The sequence below is a fragment of the Pseudobdellovibrio exovorus JSS genome (assembly GCF_000348725.1).
GTDB lineage: Bacteria > Bdellovibrionota > Bdellovibrionia > Bdellovibrionales > Bdellovibrionaceae > Pseudobdellovibrio > Pseudobdellovibrio exovorus.
The window spans coordinates 1,701,548-1,717,029 of sequence record NC_020813.1; the positions used below are offsets into that span (position 1 = coordinate 1,701,548).

At 42.0% G+C, this 15,482-nt stretch carries 14 protein-coding genes and 1 tRNA gene; 7 read left to right on the forward strand and 8 right to left on the reverse strand.

Going from position 1 to position 15,482, the window contains the following annotated elements; genetic code table 11:
- From A11Q_RS08425 to A11Q_RS08440, 4 genes are all read left to right on the forward strand, one after another.
- Entirely contained in the window at positions 1–1,860 is a 1,860-nt protein-coding gene (locus A11Q_RS08425; RefSeq protein ID WP_015470385.1) for a hypothetical protein, read from the forward strand.
- 38 nt (positions 1,861–1,898) lie between these two features.
- A complete protein-coding gene (locus A11Q_RS08430) occupies positions 1,899–2,228 on the forward strand; it encodes a hypothetical protein (RefSeq protein WP_015470386.1) in 330 nt (109 codons plus the stop codon).
- A gap of 352 nt (positions 2,229–2,580) precedes the next feature.
- Positions 2,581–2,952: a nucleoside diphosphate kinase regulator gene (rnk, locus tag A11Q_RS08435; protein WP_015470387.1), complete on the forward strand. Its 372-nt coding sequence runs from the start codon at positions 2,581–2,583 to the stop codon at positions 2,950–2,952.
- 89 nt (positions 2,953–3,041) lie between these two features.
- Positions 3,042–4,136, forward strand: coding sequence for a linear amide C-N hydrolase (locus tag A11Q_RS08440; RefSeq protein WP_015470388.1), 1,095 nt, complete (start codon positions 3,042–3,044; stop codon positions 4,134–4,136).
- A gap of 39 nt (positions 4,137–4,175) precedes the next feature.
- On the opposite strand, the gene gloA is transcribed toward A11Q_RS08440, so the two are convergent.
- The 5 genes from gloA to A11Q_RS08465 form a co-directional block, all read right to left on the reverse strand.
- Complete coding sequence (gloA, locus tag A11Q_RS08445) at positions 4,176–4,667, reverse strand: lactoylglutathione lyase (RefSeq protein WP_015470389.1); 492 nt, start codon at positions 4,665–4,667, stop codon at positions 4,176–4,178.
- 40 nt (positions 4,668–4,707) lie between these two features.
- Positions 4,708–4,783, reverse strand: a tRNA-Arg gene (locus A11Q_RS08450).
- 31 nt (positions 4,784–4,814) lie between these two features.
- Positions 4,815–5,462, reverse strand: coding sequence for a hypothetical protein (locus A11Q_RS08455; RefSeq protein WP_015470390.1), 648 nt, complete (start codon positions 5,460–5,462; stop codon positions 4,815–4,817).
- Positions 5,463–6,182 carry a TPM domain-containing protein gene (locus tag A11Q_RS13875; protein ID WP_015470391.1) on the reverse strand — a complete coding sequence of 240 codons (720 nt, stop codon included), beginning with the start codon at positions 6,180–6,182 and terminating at the stop codon, positions 5,463–5,465.
- An 11-nt stretch (positions 6,183–6,193) separates the two neighbouring features.
- Positions 6,194–6,778 (reverse strand): LemA family protein, encoded by a 585-nt coding sequence (locus A11Q_RS08465; RefSeq protein WP_015470392.1) that lies wholly within the window; start codon positions 6,776–6,778, stop codon positions 6,194–6,196.
- 51 nt (positions 6,779–6,829) lie between these two features.
- Here A11Q_RS08465 and A11Q_RS08470 point away from each other — a divergent pair, with 51 nt between their 5' ends.
- Positions 6,830–8,419 (forward strand): pseudouridine synthase, encoded by a 1,590-nt coding sequence (locus A11Q_RS08470; RefSeq protein WP_015470393.1) that lies wholly within the window; start codon positions 6,830–6,832, stop codon positions 8,417–8,419.
- 13 nt (positions 8,420–8,432) lie between these two features.
- Here A11Q_RS08470 and A11Q_RS08475 read toward each other — a convergent pair whose 3' ends face one another.
- Together A11Q_RS08475 and A11Q_RS08480 are read right to left on the reverse strand one after the other, a co-directional pair.
- Entirely contained in the window at positions 8,433–9,134 is a 702-nt protein-coding gene (locus A11Q_RS08475) for a TrmH family RNA methyltransferase (protein ID WP_015470394.1), read from the reverse strand.
- A complete protein-coding gene (locus A11Q_RS08480; RefSeq protein WP_015470395.1) occupies positions 9,134–10,327 on the reverse strand; it encodes an acyl-CoA dehydrogenase family protein in 1,194 nt (397 codons plus the stop codon). Before A11Q_RS08480 ends, A11Q_RS08475 begins: the two co-directional genes overlap by 1 nt.
- A gap of 117 nt (positions 10,328–10,444) precedes the next feature.
- Between A11Q_RS08480 and A11Q_RS08485 the strand changes: the two genes are divergently transcribed.
- Together A11Q_RS08485 and A11Q_RS08490 are read left to right on the forward strand one after the other, a co-directional pair.
- Positions 10,445–11,578 (forward strand): competence/damage-inducible protein A, encoded by a 1,134-nt coding sequence (locus tag A11Q_RS08485; RefSeq protein ID WP_015470396.1) that lies wholly within the window; start codon positions 10,445–10,447, stop codon positions 11,576–11,578.
- A gap of 152 nt (positions 11,579–11,730) precedes the next feature.
- On the forward strand, positions 11,731–13,971 hold the full coding sequence (locus A11Q_RS08490) for a glutamine synthetase III family protein (RefSeq protein WP_015470397.1): 2,241 nt from the start codon (positions 11,731–11,733) through the stop codon (positions 13,969–13,971).
- 73 nt (positions 13,972–14,044) lie between these two features.
- On the opposite strand, the gene A11Q_RS08495 is transcribed toward A11Q_RS08490, so the two are convergent.
- Entirely contained in the window at positions 14,045–15,406 is a 1,362-nt protein-coding gene (locus A11Q_RS08495; RefSeq protein WP_015470398.1) for a hypothetical protein, read from the reverse strand.
- Positions 15,407–15,482 lie beyond the last annotated feature (76 nt).

Sequence of the window (15,482 nt, forward strand, 5' to 3'; positions counted from 1 at the left end):
ATGATCTTTTCAAAACGCGCTTTGCACGCGCTGAAATATATACTCGCCATCCTCCCTGTCGGAGCGGTGTTATTTTCAGCGAAAGCGTATATCGATTACCGTCAAGAAGAGATCCGCCGCCAACAAATCGAAAAAGATACTTTTTTTTCTCCTGCAGTTTTTCGCGTAGATGAGGAAAATATTGGATGCCGCGCTCTTATCGATAACTATTGTGCCAGTCTCTACGGAAAAGACGCCGCCGGAAATTTAAAAATTGAAGATGGCAAAAAAACGCGTGTCACGTTACAAGGGAAAACCACTAACAATTTCGACACTGCCACTTTTGCCTATAATCGCGCCCGCCTTCAACGCCGTGGCCGTCTTCCCAAAGATCTACGCGAAGCCTTAGTAAAACGTGAGTTCTATCCGAAAATTGAAAAACTTCTGACTCGCCCTTCTAGAAAAAAAATGCCTATAGAAGAAAGTATCTATTTTTTTGATTTAGAAAATGAAGTCGATCGTATTTGGAATAACGCCATTGAAGAAACAGTAACAAGACGCTTAAGCCAGAAATTCCAAGGTCTCTACCTTGTCATGGATGACGAAATGTCACAGGAAATTGAGCTAGAACGCCGCCGCCTTCGCTATCGTGTTTGGTCTGAGATTTCAGTGGCTCTTTGGAAAGATCAACCGAATTGGAATAGTGTTTTAGAAGACTTTGCTAAGCTAAAGACCTCTTTTAATCGTGCTATCCAACAAATGAATATCTCGGATGAGCTTAAAAGTGAGTGGACAACAAAAATCAAAAAGGTTCGCCTAACACTTCCTGGTCAAAGTGTTGTGACAGCCAATAACACCTGCATTTCCACATCGCAAAATGCCTATTACTATCCCTACCAAAATACACTGACTGTTTGTGCGGGATACTTTAATGGCGGACAACAAATCCAAACTCTGGCCCATGAGTTGGCCCACGCCTTGGATTTCAACTCACGCTTAATCGACTTTCAACAGAGCAACGAATTTGTTGGACGCATACGCCACCTTAAAGACATGGTCTGCGGAAAAACTAATTTCCAGTGTGAAGATTGGACGCAGTTCCGCGCTAGCTTTCCACAGGAAGTCTTATCGCTGTCCCAGTATCAGCCAGAACTTCCTGAGTTCCACAGTTGTCTACAAAAAAGCAAACCTTCACGTGAGATCACACCCACTGTCATTGAACAGAAAGCTGAGCGAATCACACGGGCACGTTTTTCTGATTTGACCAGTAACTCTGCTTTCTTAAGAATGATCTCTGAAAAACTGCCTTCTGCCGATGGAGCCGAAGCTGTCCCGAACAACTCTTTCTTAAATCCCTGCTCATCCCATCTTTGGGATTCAGATAATTTTCAAGTGGATTCAGAACTTACCAGCCTTATCTTTTTTACCGCAACTTATCGCTGCGAAGGAAATTCTGATCCAAAGTTTTTACGCAGCTCAATTGAAGAATCAAAACGCATGACTCAGACATTGATGCTTTCTGTACTCAAAAGTGAAGGCTCCTTTTCATCCCGTTCGGAACTACAGAGCGAACACTATTCATCGCCATCCGGTGAACGCTTTGCCGATCGTATGGCGAGCTATGCTGTGGCAGATTATTTAAAACAGTATCCAACTCTGTCTCAGGTACGCAGTGCCTACTTAGCTTCAAGTTTTTGGCTTTGTGATAAGCCTTCTTTAAAAAAATCCAACTATCACCACTATCAATCTTTGCGCGATCTGATTATAGATCGGGCACCTCATCGCGAAAATGATGAAAGACTACTGGATTGGCTCAGCCCAGCATTGGTCAACAGACTTTCATGTCAGCCAGAATTCACAGATTTGGGTTGCTCACCATAAAAACTGACCATAGAATTATGGCTCAATCAGGAGGCACCATGAAATCTATTATCTCTTTCTTTGCTGTTGTGGCATTAAGCTATTCAGCTCACGCTTTTAAAGATGGCAGCTATAACTGCCGTAGCGAAAAATCTGGCTACGAAGTTAACTACGAAATCAAAAGCATTTCTTTCAATGGCATCGTTATGCCACATCTTGAAGTGACTCAAGTTCACCCAGCAAACCCAGAAGATCCAACTTCAACTGAAAAAGTTTATGTAACTAAAGGGTTAGCCACTCAGTTTCTTGGTCAGGGTGGAAGCGAAATTCTTGGTTTAGGCGCTTTACGCGTTGAAATGAAGAATGGCCGTCCTTCTTGCGTTAAATAAGTTAAATAAATTTAACAGCACGTTCGCCCGATGCTCTTAGTCGGGCGAATTTTCTCTATCTCGAATATAATAGGGTTTTATCTATTATAACTCTTCCAGATCGCTTCTTTTTACATTTGATAGTCAAATCCGCATTTTTGAGTTATACTGATCAAATGTTTGGAAATGGTATTCACTTTATTAATAAGACACTACCCTGCTTGCTAAATCGCAAGCGTCAGGTTCTGTCTGCCTTTCCACCTGCGCAGTACTAATCACGACAGAATCTCTTAGCCCCTTATAAACACAACTAAATTTTAAAATCATAACCTCCAGCCTACTTACATAAAGGCTGATAGAAAGGACTTCACAAATGAACACAGAAAATCTTTTAATAAAAAAAACAGACTTCGAAAAAATCTCTCACCTTGTCAGTCAAAACAACAGTGACTTAGCCGCATTACTAGATGAAGAGCTACAACGCGCGTCTATCGTAGAAGATGGAGAACTTCCTGTGGATGTGGCTTCAATGAATTCAACAATTAGCTTTGTCGATTTAGATGCTAAGAAAGAACAAACAGTCACGTTGGTATATCCACACGAAGCCAGTTTAGAAGAAAACAAAGTTTCTATCTTAGCTCCTATCGGAGCTGCTTTAATTGGGTTGCGCGTTGGACAAAGTATTAAATGGCCTTTACCTAATGGTAAGAATAGAAACCTTCAAGTCACCGCGGTGAACAGCTAACATTCGTTCTAAAATGAAGCGAGTCTTCGATCTCGTTTGTAAACATTTTTTTGTATGATACTCTTTAAATACCAATTTAAGGAGTATCAATGAAAAAGACCATCTATCGCTCGAACGTCAGTTACATTTCATCTTCAGCACTTATACTTTTTATTACATTTCTTTCCGTCACTTCCAGTATAGCCCCACTACAAGCACAGGCTTGTAGTCGCTTTGTCTATCATGGGGTTAACTCTCAAATTATCACGGCACGCTCTATGGACTGGAAGGAAGACATAGCTTCCGATATTTGGATATTACCTCGTGGGATTGCCCGTAATGGCCAAGCCGGACCCAACTCTATAAAATGGACCGCCAAGTACGGAAGTGTTGTCACCACCGCTTACGATATCGCCACAACAGATGGCTTGAATGAAAAAGGACTTGTTGCCAATTTACTTTGGTTAGCCGACTCAGAGTATCCTAAGCCTGATAAGAACAAACCTGCCATGGCGATCTCGCTTTGGGCTCAGTATATTTTAGATAACTACGCCACAGTCAAAGAAGCCGTTACCGCCCTACAAGCAGAACCCTTTCACGTCTACACGGCAGAAGTTCCTGGGCAAAAACGTCTGGCCACACTTCACCTTTCTATTTCTGACTCTTCTGGCGATAGCGCGATTATCGAATACATTGGCGGGAAGCAAGTCATTCACCACAATCGTCAATATCAAGTCATGACCAATGAACCTACCTATGAAAAACAATTAGCGATACAAGACTACTGGAAAGAGGTGGATGGAATCGCTATGTTGCCAGGTACAAGTCGTCCCGCCGACCGCTTCGCACGCGCCAGTTTCTACGTCAGCGCCATCCCAAAAAGTAAAGATCCAGAGGAAGCTTTAGCCAGTGTCTTTGGAGTTATTCGCAACGTATCCGTGCCACTGGGGATCAGTACCCCTAATAGACCTAATATCTCTTCGACTCGCTGGAGAAGCGTCGTCGATCATAAACGCCTTTTATATTTCTTCGAATCTGTTATGACTCCGAATGTTTTCTGGGTTGATCTAAAACAAGTGGATTTTTCAGCAGATAAAGGAAAAGTTAAAAAGCTGAGCTTAGGAAAAAATCAACGTACTATCTACGCAGGCAATGCAACTTCATCTTTTCAAAACTCAGCGCCATTTAAGTTTTTAGGACTTTAATAATAAAAGGGGAGTTCTCACTCCCCTTTATCTTTCTGATTAAAGCAACCCGGGTTGAACAATTTCAACCCAGTAATTATCTGGATCTTTGATAAATGCGATATTCTTCATACCGCCTTCACCCAATCGTTTTTGAAATGGAACATTCAGTGACTCGAATCTTTCACAAGCAGTCTTAATATCTGGGACACTGACACAGATATGTCCGAAACCACGAGGCTCGGTATTTCCATTATGGTAAGGAGTTTCCGGTTGATCTTCCGTTCCCCAATTGTGAGTTAGCTCTAAAACTGACTCGCGCGAATTTGTATAGCGCGCTCTTTCTACATCACCTTCCGGCAACTTTGTTCCTTCTGGTAGATAAGCTAAAAAGTACAACGAGAATTTCCAGTCTGGAAAATCAATTTTGCGGATAAGACTCATACCTAAAATGCGATTATAAAAGTCTAATGACACTTTAGGGTCACGCACACGCAACATTGTATGATTGAAAACATAACCTTTTGTTGCCGGATCTATTTTTTGTTCCATATAAAACCTCACAGGTAATACAAAATATTTAAAAAAGAATTGGTGCAGTCGGCAGGACTCGAACCTGCAACCTACCGGTTCGAAGCCGGGAATTCTATCCATTGAACTACGACTGCACTGTAGGTAAAGATGTTGTCTAAGACTATTCTAATCGTCCAACCAAATCAACTTGTTCGGAACTGGATTGGCCTCACATGCTTCATTTTTAGGAAAATGAGGCTCCAAAGTATTCTTCAAATGCTCAATAGCTCGTAATAATCCCTGCTCAAAGTCATGTTTTTTAAAGTAACTTTGCAAGACCCCTAAAAGCTCGGCATCTAACTTTTCCATTTGTTGAAAGCCCCCCATATGGGGCTCGTGAAAGATAATAATTTGTTTTTCCATAATGGAAATATACAACAACAGCGCTTTTTTATTTTTGAGTTGATGCAATCCCTGACGATAGAAAAATAGCTCGGCTTTTTCTTGTGCCTGACGTTTTCTTTCTTTTTTAGTGATAAAAAATCTATCTACGAGATCCGACTTGTCCAAAAGAACTCCAAATATAAACGCCACAAAAGGAGCCGCAATATAAAATGGAGTTCTTGAAGTCCATGAATCATGTAAGTGCCATGCGAAGACAAAGTCCACAAGTCCGATGAAAAGAACTAAAAACAATAATGATAGTACCCATGAGATATGTTCCACATAGGAAGACTTTTTAGCAATCACAGGAACAAATTCAAAGTCCACGGACTTTTCAAAGTCTTCAATCGCCTTTTCAATTAATGCAGAATTGATATTTTGAATTCTCATCTACCAACCTCCACTGGCGCCTCCGCCAGAAGAACGGCCACCGCCTCCGGACCAGCCGCCTCCGCCGCCACCACCACGGCCGCCACTCATAGCACTGAAAAGAATGTACAAAGCCAAACTTGGATTAAAAATAAAGATCAATATCCAGATTCCGATAATAATAAAAATAATCCACGAACCGCCCTTGCCTTTTTCACTGGCCTGCTGAGCCTCTTGCACACTGGCTTTTAAGGCGGGATCATCATTCCCTATATAATGTTGTAAGGTGGCAACACCTTGAACAACGCCTAAAGAGTATTCTCCTCTTTGAAAAAAGGGACGTACAACATCCGAAATAATTCGTTTGGCGATGACATCGGGAACATCACCTTCTAGCCCCTGCCCCACCTCAATACGCATACGTTTTTCATTTGGCGCGATAAGGAACAATAGGCCTTTATCTGTCTTTTCATCACCCAACTTCCAATTGTCAAAAATTTGAATAGCCACATTTTCAATAGGCTCATCTTGCAAGGATTTTGTGATGTAGACTTGTAATTGTACCCGCTGATCTTGTCGTAATTGATGTAAAGACTTTTCAAGCTGAGCTTTAGTTGAAGCATTCAGTAGGCCCACTTCGTCTATAACAGGACCTGTTAAGCGAGGAACCTCGAAAGAGTCAGCGTGAAAGCTGACTCCGAAAACAAATAAAAAAGCTAACGCTAAATTTCTAACTGTCACTGCTCGTGAGATTAGAATTTAACTTCAGGTGGTTTTTCGTTCTGAGCTCTTTCTTCATCAGAAACATCCCACTGAGGCATTTTTTCAAAACGATAAACAATTGAGTTTGTCCAGCTCGTAGGCGGCACAGTTACTAAATTGTTAAAAGTTTTAATCGCTTCAATATAGCGATTGCGCGCTACTGTAATACGATTTTCAGTTCCCTCAAGTTGAGCCTGTAAATCACGAAAGTTAGCATCCGCTTTCAACTGAGGATAGTTTTCGCTGATCATCATCAGTTTACCCAAAGCCGCTGACAACTCACCTTGTGCTTTGGTGTAGCTCGCTAATTTTTCAGGTGTCAGATTAGAAGCATCTACTGTGATCTGAGTTGCTTTAGCACGAGCTTCAGTTACTCCGGTCAAAGTCTCTTTTTCATGGCGAGCATAACCTTGAACTGTATTCACTAAGTTCGGGATTAAATCCGCACGACGTTTATATTGATTCGTGATTTCAGCTACTGTTGCCTCAACTTCATTTTTTTGAGTTGGGATGCTTTGAAACCCACAAGACGTTAAAAACAAAACAGCCATACCTGCCAGAAGAACATTTTTCATAGGACCTCCAATAGAGTCGTTACAAGAGTGGTTATCATATCCAATAAGCCCATGACCTACAATAAATACCATGGTATTTCTGATATCATGCAGCTTCGCTACACAGAACATGAGAACTTTTTGGCTTTTGACAAGCCCTATGACTTCAGAACCCACCAAGTGGCTGATGGTCAGTTCGGTTTTGTGGAACATGTAGCTGAAAAACTCTCTAAAAGCCTATTTGTTGTACACCGCTTGGACAAAGGGACCTCAGGCCTGATTCTATTTGCAACAACGAAAGAAGCGGCTGCCAATATCTCGCAATTATTTGAAAAACATCTGATTAAGAAAACCTACTATTTTTTAACACATGCTTCCCTTGCGGAACATCAGTTCACGATTAACTCACATATCGAAAAGCAAAATGGGACCTATTTCAATATAGAAGATAAAGAAGCTAACTCAGAGACTGAATTCCAATTCATTCAAGCTGTGGGAACAAACTTTCTGTGGGCGGCTAAGCCCAAAACAGGAAAGCCTCATCAAATTCGTCTTCACGCCGAAAAAGCAGGGATTCCTATTTTAGGAGACGCCGAACATGGCGGTCGCCCCTTCCACAGATTAGCGCTTCACGCGAAAGAGTTGAAGTTCACTTTAGATGGTAAGACCTTTGAGGTGACCTCCGAACTTCCCCCGATTTTTCAAAAAGAATTCAACACAACACTGGAAGCTCTGCTCTATGAAAATTGGCACAAGCGCCAAATACTTTACCATATTCCAGAAAATGAAAGCTATCGCCTGCTTCATTTAGAAAGTACAGATATCCGCGCAGACGTCTTCTCGGAGCGTCTTTGGGTCTACGACTACACTCATGACGGCATCACTTCAGAGGAACAGGATGCCATCCAAAGTTTTTCTAAAGAAAAAAACTTACAACCGATCATCCGCCACATGCTCAACCGCGGCCAAGGTGTTGGTGGTTTGGAACAAAGCACCCTTCACAACTCTAGCGCCAATACAAACTGGGTCGCACAAGAAGAAAGTGTATGTTACCACTTACGCACCGACTCAGGATTTTCCCCAGGACTTTTTTTAGATCAGCGCGAGAATCGTATTTGGGTAAAACAAAATAGTTCAAATAAGTCCGTCTTAAATCTGTTCTGTTATACTTCTGGTTTTTCGGTAAATGCGGCTTTAGGTAAGGCGAAGCAAGTCACAAGTGTGGATGTCAGCGCTAAGTTTTTAAATTGGAGTCGTGAAAACTTCCAACTTAATGAAATTGATCCTCAAAAGCATGAATTCTTTGCTCAAGACAGCCTTGTCTTTTTAAAAGGCTCTGTAAAACGAGGACGCAAATGGGACCTTATTATTTGCGACCCACCATCATTTGGTAGATCTAAAGAGTCCGTTTGGAAACTAGAGCGAGACCTTCCTGAACTTGCCTCTAGCCTCATTCAATGTCTAAATAAAAACGGAAAAATTCTTTTTACGTGCAATCTAGAAAAGAAAACTCGCCAAGATATTATTCAGCTATTTCAAAAGGGCTTAAAAAATAAAAAACAATGGAACTTCGATAGACTGCCACTGTTAAGTCTGGATTATGAGTTAACAGATGACCGCGTAAATCTAATGAAGGGTTTTTTCGTCTTACAGAGCCAGTAGCATGAGTAAACTTTTATTTGGCTAAATGTGACTTAAGAATATCCTCAGCAGAATCCAAAGTCCGCAAAGCATAATGAGCTTTTAAAATCTCGATCTGTTCTGGAGTGACATCCTGTACTTGACCGCGACGACGAAGGCGATCCTGATAAATCTGATATAAGCAAAGAGCTCCCGCAACCGAGATATTAAAGCTCTGTACAAAACCCGGCATTGGAATAATCACACGCTCGTCTGCTGCCTCTAGAATTTCAGGAGAAACCCCACTTTTTTCATTCCCCAAAACCAAGGCCAACGGAGACGTGAAGTCCACTTCATGGATGGGTTTAGAGGCCTCTAGCGAGGTTACACAAATACGGATTTTATTTTTTTTGGCGAAATCGATATAATCGCGAGTCGTCTTCCACTTCTTAACTTCAACCCATTTATCTGCACCTTGAGTTACTCGATTAGCTTCTTTGAATTTTTCAAAAGTTTCAATGACATGAAAATTTGAAAAACCTAAACCCTCGGCTGTACGCATAACCGCGCTGATGTTACCGCGGTCATAAATGCTTTCGAGCACTACGGAAATATCAAAGCAGCGCCCCGCTGTTACGCGCTCGATCTTTTGACGACGTTCTTCTGTCAATAGAGGATACACGTGCTGTAGAACATCCTCTGTCGTTACACGCAGATTATTTTGCTTTAGTTGAATCTCACGGTTTAACGGAAACACTAAAAACCTGACTTCGCCAGATCACGTGTAATGTTCTTTTGGTGAGCCTCTAAGGTTCCACCACCGATTTCTAATAGCTTGGCATCTCTCCAAAGTCTTTCCACGGTGTATTCACCTACGTAGCCATAACCACCTAAAACTTGGATAGCGCGGTCGGCAACATTTTTACTCATTGTCGTCGCCACTAGTTTGGCTCCATCCGAATCTAAGCGATTGCCTTCTTTGTTTAGATCCATTTTTCGAGCCGTCTCATAGACGTAAACCTGCGCGGCTTTGAATTCGGCATAAGAGTCTGCAATATACTTTTGAATCTGTCCGAAGAAGTTCAATGGTTTTCCAAAAGCACTTCTTTCTGTCGCGTATTTATTCATAATCTCGATTGAACGGCGGGCAATACCTAAACCCATAGCTGCTAAACCGATACGCTCGATCTCGAGGTTACGCATCATGTGGTGCATAGAGTCCCCTTCAGAACCCACAAGACGATCCGCAGGGATTTTACAATTTTCAAAAACTAGCTCGGCTGTGTTAGATCCACGCATTCCTAATTTGTCGCCAATTTTCTGACCTACATAAAAACCCACGTCGTTTTTTTCAACGATAAATGTTGAGATCAAAGCGCGACCATTTTTTTCGCCAGTCTTGGCATACACCCAAACGAAATCACAAGCCGTTTTACTGTCATCGATAGCACCATTTGTGATCCACATCTTACGGCCATTCAGCACATAATGATCACCCTGCTTCACCGCAGTCGTCTTCATGCCTAAAACATCTGTTCCGTAATCAGGTTCAGACATCGCCATGGCACCGATTAAACTGCCATCGCTTAAACCCGGAAGATATTTCTTCTTTTGCTCTTCCGAACCATTCACCGCCAAGTTATTAACAGCCAATAAAGTATGTGCTAAGTACGCAAGACAGAAACCCGGATCACTCGCTGACAACTCTTCATGAGCAATAACAGCCGCAGTCGCATCCATACCTGATCCGCCATACTGCTCAGGAACAGTAATACCCAATAAACCCAGTTCGCTTAATTTTTTAAATAAATCTACATTGAATTTTTCTTCGCGATCAAACTGGTGAGCCTGAGGTTCCACTTCAGCCTGAACAAAGCTTTTCACCATATCACGCAACATTTTGTGTTCTTCGGTCGGATTCAAAAGGTCGAACGTTTTCCAGTTATTCATTAGATATTCCTTACGTTACCTGCTTAGTTTTTAAGAGGGCTTGACTCTATCAGTTTTGTTGGTTCAGATAAAGTTTTTTAAACCACTTTTAAGATACCATGTAAAGAGGTTGTGCCCATGAAAGCATCAATATTAGCCGTCGGAACAGAACTGACCACAGGGCAAATTACAAATCGTAATGCCGTCACCCTTTCCGAGAAGCTCACCTCATTTGGTATCGTCATTAATAGCCATTTAACAGTAGCTGATAACCGCGAAACGATTTTATCTGCATTACAGTTCCTTGAAACTCAATCCGATTTAATTTTCATAACTGGTGGCCTTGGCCCCACGTCAGACGACTTCACACGGGATGTTGTTGCGGATTGGGCACAGGTCAAAATGGTCTTTGACGAGACCTCATGGCAGCATATCACCCAACGGCTGACCAACCGCGGATTTCAAGTCCGTGAAATGCAAAAACAGCAATGCTACTTCCCTGAAGACAGTCGCATCCTCTATAACGTTGAAGGCACGGCCAACGGCTTTCAATTTGATGTTCTGAAAAATTCTGGAAAAAAAACAGTCTTTGTTCTACCAGGGCCTCCACGTGAAATTGCCGCTATCTGGAGAGACCATCTGAATGAAACTCTAACTGAGTTGATGTCTGGCACTCCCAAAATTATTATTCGCTCATGGGACACATTAGGCTTAGGCGAATCCGATATTGCCAGTCGCGTGGAAGAAGTTCTTAAAGATCGCCCTAGTTCACCATCACTTGAAATCGGCTATCGCGTACATCACCCTTACTGTGAAGTAAAATTATCTTATTCTGAAAAAGACAAAGCCGTATGGGAACCATGGGTCAAAAAAGTCGATGCTGTTTTAGATGATGTCACCATCACAAGAGATTTTGCTGATATTTTTTCTCCGATTGTCGAGCGCCTTTCAAATAGAGACTTTACTTTCTATGATTTCGCTAGCCATGGGAATCTGCACTTCAGATTAAGTCCGCATTTGAAATCGATTTCAAACTGGAGTTTCAAACAGAATCTTACGGCTCCGTCTGTGGATCTTTTTGATCACGAAGATGACTTCCTTGCCTTACTTCCCTATAATGACCTGAGCTGTATCCTCTTGTACTCAGTGGATGGACAAAGGTACCAAAAGCAGATTGAGCCCCCCCTTAAATCCCCCCTGATGCAAGAAAGACGCTACCAATACTACGCTGAGATCGCATTAATTGAACTTGGGAAGCCTTCTCTTCAGTAGAGTTTTTACACTTCTACATTGCTCTTGCCATCGTCTTTAAATCTCATTTAATCTAATAGTGGCTTTTTGTAGAGCTCCGGTTCTGCCAGAAGTCATCAACTTAATCTTTTAATGAGTTTAGAATTCATTAAGAGCCCACATAAGGAGTTCCTATGAACAACACGACGTCGTCTTCGTCAACGACTCAACAATCGCGTGCGAGCGCTTTTTTAGCCTCAGTCGAAACACCCACCCGCAAAGTAGAAAAAATTAAAGATCATTTCGGAAAAGAAATTCCGATATCTGAATACTTTGGCTGTATGACATTTGGCCTTGCACAGATGCGCGAAAAACTTCCTAAAGATGACTACACTCATCTGATGCGCACTTTAGATCAAAGCAAAAAACTTCCTAAAGACACCGCTGAATCTATTGCCTCCGCTGTAAAAGAATGGGCTGTTTCAAAAGGTGTAACTCACTTCTGTCACTGGTTCCAACCGATGACAGGTTCAACCGCTGAAAAACACGATGCCTTTATTTCAATTCAACATGCACACCATTCTGAATTACGAGTGATCGAAAGATTTACTGGTTCACAGTTAATCCAAGGTGAACCTGATGCTTCTTCGTTTCCATCTGGTGGTATGCGCTCGACATTCGAAGCGCGTGGCTACACGGCATGGGATCCCACATCGCCATTATTTATTGTTGAAGAGGAAAACGGAAAAACTCTTTGTATTCCAACTGTTTTCTTCGGCTATCACGGGCAAGCTCTAGATAACAAAACTCCGCTTTTACGCTCTGTCGATACGCTTTCAAAAGACGCTGTAGACTTCCTAAAACTTTTAGGCGACGTCGATGTGAAAAAAGTTTCTCCTACTTTAGGTGTCGAGCAAGAATACTTTTTAATTGATAAAAAGTTTGCAGCTCTAAGACCGGATTTATTATTAAGCGGCCGTACTTTACTAGGTGCCTCGTCAGCACGTGGCCAACAATTAGAAGATCACTATTTCGGTTCAATTCCTTCACGCATTAAATCGTTTATGCAAGAAGTGGAATTTGAACTGTACAAGCTCGGTATTCCTGTTAAAACTCGCCATAATGAAGTGGCACCGGCACAGTTCGAATTAGCGCCGATCTTCGAAGACATGAATATCGCTTCGGACCACAATCTGTTAACAATGGAAGTTCTAAGACGTGTAGCTTTAAGACACGGATTAGTATGTCTATTACACGAAAAACCTTTTGCTGGAATTAATGGATCGGGAAAACACAACAACTGGTCTATTGCCAATGATAAAGGTGAAAATCTATTAGAACCGGGTCATACTCCACACCAAAATCTACGTTTCTTAGCATGCCTAAGTGTGGTTTTAAGAGCTGTGTACAACCATGCCGCTGTTTTGCGCGCTGGTATTGCTAGCCCAGGGAATGATCATCGCCTTGGTGCCAACGAAGCTCCTCCTGCTATTATCTCAGTATTCTTAGGTAGCCTATTAGAAGATATTCTAAACTCTATCGAGTCTGGTAAGGCATTAAAAGCCACTGACGAACAGATTATTGATTTAGGTGTTAGTCAAATTCCTGACATTTCAAAAGACTACACAGATAGAAATCGAACAAGTCCTTTTGCTTTCACCGGCAACAAGTTCGAATTCCGCGCTGTGGGATCATCACAAAGTGTATCTGTCCCTATGTCGTTCTTAAATGCCGCTGTAGCTTTATCTTTCCGTGAATCAGCTACAGAACTTCGCGATCTTCTTAAAAAGAAAAAACGCGACGAAGCCGTGATGGAACTTATCCGCAAAGTCATTAAAGAAACAAAAGCTATTCGCTTTAATGGCAATGGTTATTCTGACGAATGGAAAGCAGAAGCTAAAAAACGTGGACTTCCTATCCTTTCAACGACTCCAGATGCGCTGGATGTATTGAAAAACAAAAAGCTAACTCAATTCTTAGTCGACACGAAAGTTTTAACTAAAGAAGAAATTGAATCCCGCTATCACATCGCGGTTGAACGCTATGTGAAAACGATAGATATCGAACACACTAGCTTAATCGAAATGGTCGGAGTTTATATCATTCCTGCAATGGAAAAACATATGAAGCTGCTATCAGACTCACATGACTCGATGACGTCTGCATCTTTAAAAAAGCTGCATAAAGGCCGTGTGGATGAATTCGAAAAAGTGTTCACGACAGTCCTTTCTACTTACGAGCAGTTTTTAGCTAAGACAGAGAAATCACGCAATAGCCACGACGAGCATAAACGTATGTGGGACATCGTAAAAGACCTGCAACCCGCTTCATTTAAACTGCGTGATGCAGTTGACTCCGCTGAATTGCTTGTTTCAGATGAACTGTGGCCATTCCCAAAATATCGTGAAATGTTGCTAGCACACAATCTGACGTAATCATTTTTATCCTCAGATAAAATAAAAAGAGGGTCGTAAAGACCCTCTTTTTATTTATGAACTCTATGAGTTTTTATTCAGCATCAAAGAAGTTATAATTTTCATAGAAAGTCATATCAAAGATACTTCCCTCTAGGCCAATTCTCTGTAGCTCAGAACGGCGCCCCTTCACTTTATACAGGCTCCCTTCGCTGACACCAAAAGTATCACCTGAAACTTGAAATAGACTCGTATAGGCTCTGTCCAACTTAATGGAAGACTTTTTAATATAGGCCCGCAAAGAGCGACAACCAATTTCAACCACTTCTCCTTCACGGGTCATCACATGCCCCACGGAAGACTCACGGGAATAACCATTAGGGTATATGAAGTTCTGTGCGCTCAAGCCACTTGGAAGAGGCAATGTCTGCTTTTCATCTGACTTCGGATTGCAGGCCATAATCACCGAGCGAGGCTCTAAACGGGCCTGCCATTGTGTCGCCATATGCAAATCCAAGAAGCGCTCACGTTCGACAACACTTTGCTCGTTGTAATCATTCGCGAAAAGAGGTGGAGACTGCGCAATCGTACCTTCTGCTTGTGCAAATAAGAACTGCGCCGGAAGTTCTTTCTGCGCGGGGAATAAAATCAAATGTGGTCCACGAAGAGTGACTTTTCCGTACAGAGGAAGTCTTCCAGACTCTTCTAACTCGAGGCTTTTAGGATTCATCAAGTACTGATCACCGGCACCTGCAAATAACATAAGTTTCTGTGTTTTCTGCATGCGTACCGGCTTATCGAAAGTTTCGCTGGCATACAAAATGGCAGAGGCTCGCGCATAGGCCTTAATCGCAGGATGTAACCCTTCAGCGTATTTAGAAAGCTGAGCATAGGTTTCCACTGTCACAGCATAAGAGCCACCATCAGAAATCGCTTCATCACAGGCACCAGCTAATCCTTTTCTTGGCCCACGACTACACTCAATATGTGGAAACCCATCAATGTGACGGGCTTCATGCATCATGACACTAGTCCTATCTAAAGCTGACAGTTGTGACGATAGCGCCAATGGACACGCGTACATAGTGCTTCCGCCCGACATGTAAACGTAGGCAATAGTGCCTTTAGGGCAATTCGAAACAACCTCGATGTGATTAATTCTTCCAATAAAGTATTCGTACCAATTACCTGCAAAACGGCCACTGAAAAACTCATCCTGACTTGGATGCATGGACTCAGAGAAACGTGTTTGGCGCATAAACATCAGAGACGACAACAAATGCCATGTCTGTGAGTCATCATTACAGAACTCTTTATCAGCTAAGTATTGAAATTGCTTAAAATTTTCAGAGATGACAGCCATTTCACTTTGGGGAATGCAATCCAAAGAAGATGCAAAAGCAAAAGAAGTTCCGAACCCTAATAACAACAGGATAACAGCAATAGGTCTTTTCATACCCCTATTTCTACTACAGTTCTTATGTCCTCAATAGTGTCATAAAATTTGACAGGCAAAAAAGAAAGGGCCTGCC

Excerpts from the sequence above, each read along its gene's own strand:
- A11Q_RS08425 (WP_015470385.1), top strand. The coding sequence starts at position 1 with ATGATCTTTTCAAAACGCGCTTTGCACGCGCTGAAATATATACTCGCC.
- A11Q_RS08430 (WP_015470386.1), top strand. The coding sequence starts at position 1,899 with ATGAAATCTATTATCTCTTTCTTTGCTGTTGTGGCATTAAGCTATTCA.
- rnk (WP_015470387.1), top strand. The coding sequence starts at position 2,581 with ATGAACACAGAAAATCTTTTAATAAAAAAAACAGACTTCGAAAAAATC.
- A11Q_RS08440 (WP_015470388.1), top strand. The coding sequence starts at position 3,042 with ATGAAAAAGACCATCTATCGCTCGAACGTCAGTTACATTTCATCTTCA.
- gloA (WP_015470389.1), bottom strand. The coding sequence starts at position 4,667 with ATGGAACAAAAAATAGATCCGGCAACAAAAGGTTATGTTTTCAATCAT.
- A11Q_RS08455 (WP_015470390.1), bottom strand. The coding sequence starts at position 5,462 with ATGAGAATTCAAAATATCAATTCTGCATTAATTGAAAAGGCGATTGAA.
- A11Q_RS08465 (WP_015470392.1), bottom strand. The coding sequence starts at position 6,778 with ATGAAAAATGTTCTTCTGGCAGGTATGGCTGTTTTGTTTTTAACGTCT.
- A11Q_RS08470 (WP_015470393.1), top strand. The coding sequence starts at position 6,830 with ATGACCTACAATAAATACCATGGTATTTCTGATATCATGCAGCTTCGC.
- A11Q_RS08480 (WP_015470395.1), bottom strand. The coding sequence starts at position 10,327 with ATGAATAACTGGAAAACGTTCGACCTTTTGAATCCGACCGAAGAACAC.
- A11Q_RS08485 (WP_015470396.1), top strand. The coding sequence starts at position 10,445 with ATGAAAGCATCAATATTAGCCGTCGGAACAGAACTGACCACAGGGCAA.
- A11Q_RS08490 (WP_015470397.1), top strand. The coding sequence starts at position 11,731 with ATGAACAACACGACGTCGTCTTCGTCAACGACTCAACAATCGCGTGCG.
- A11Q_RS08495 (WP_015470398.1), bottom strand. The coding sequence starts at position 15,406 with ATGAAAAGACCTATTGCTGTTATCCTGTTGTTATTAGGGTTCGGAACT.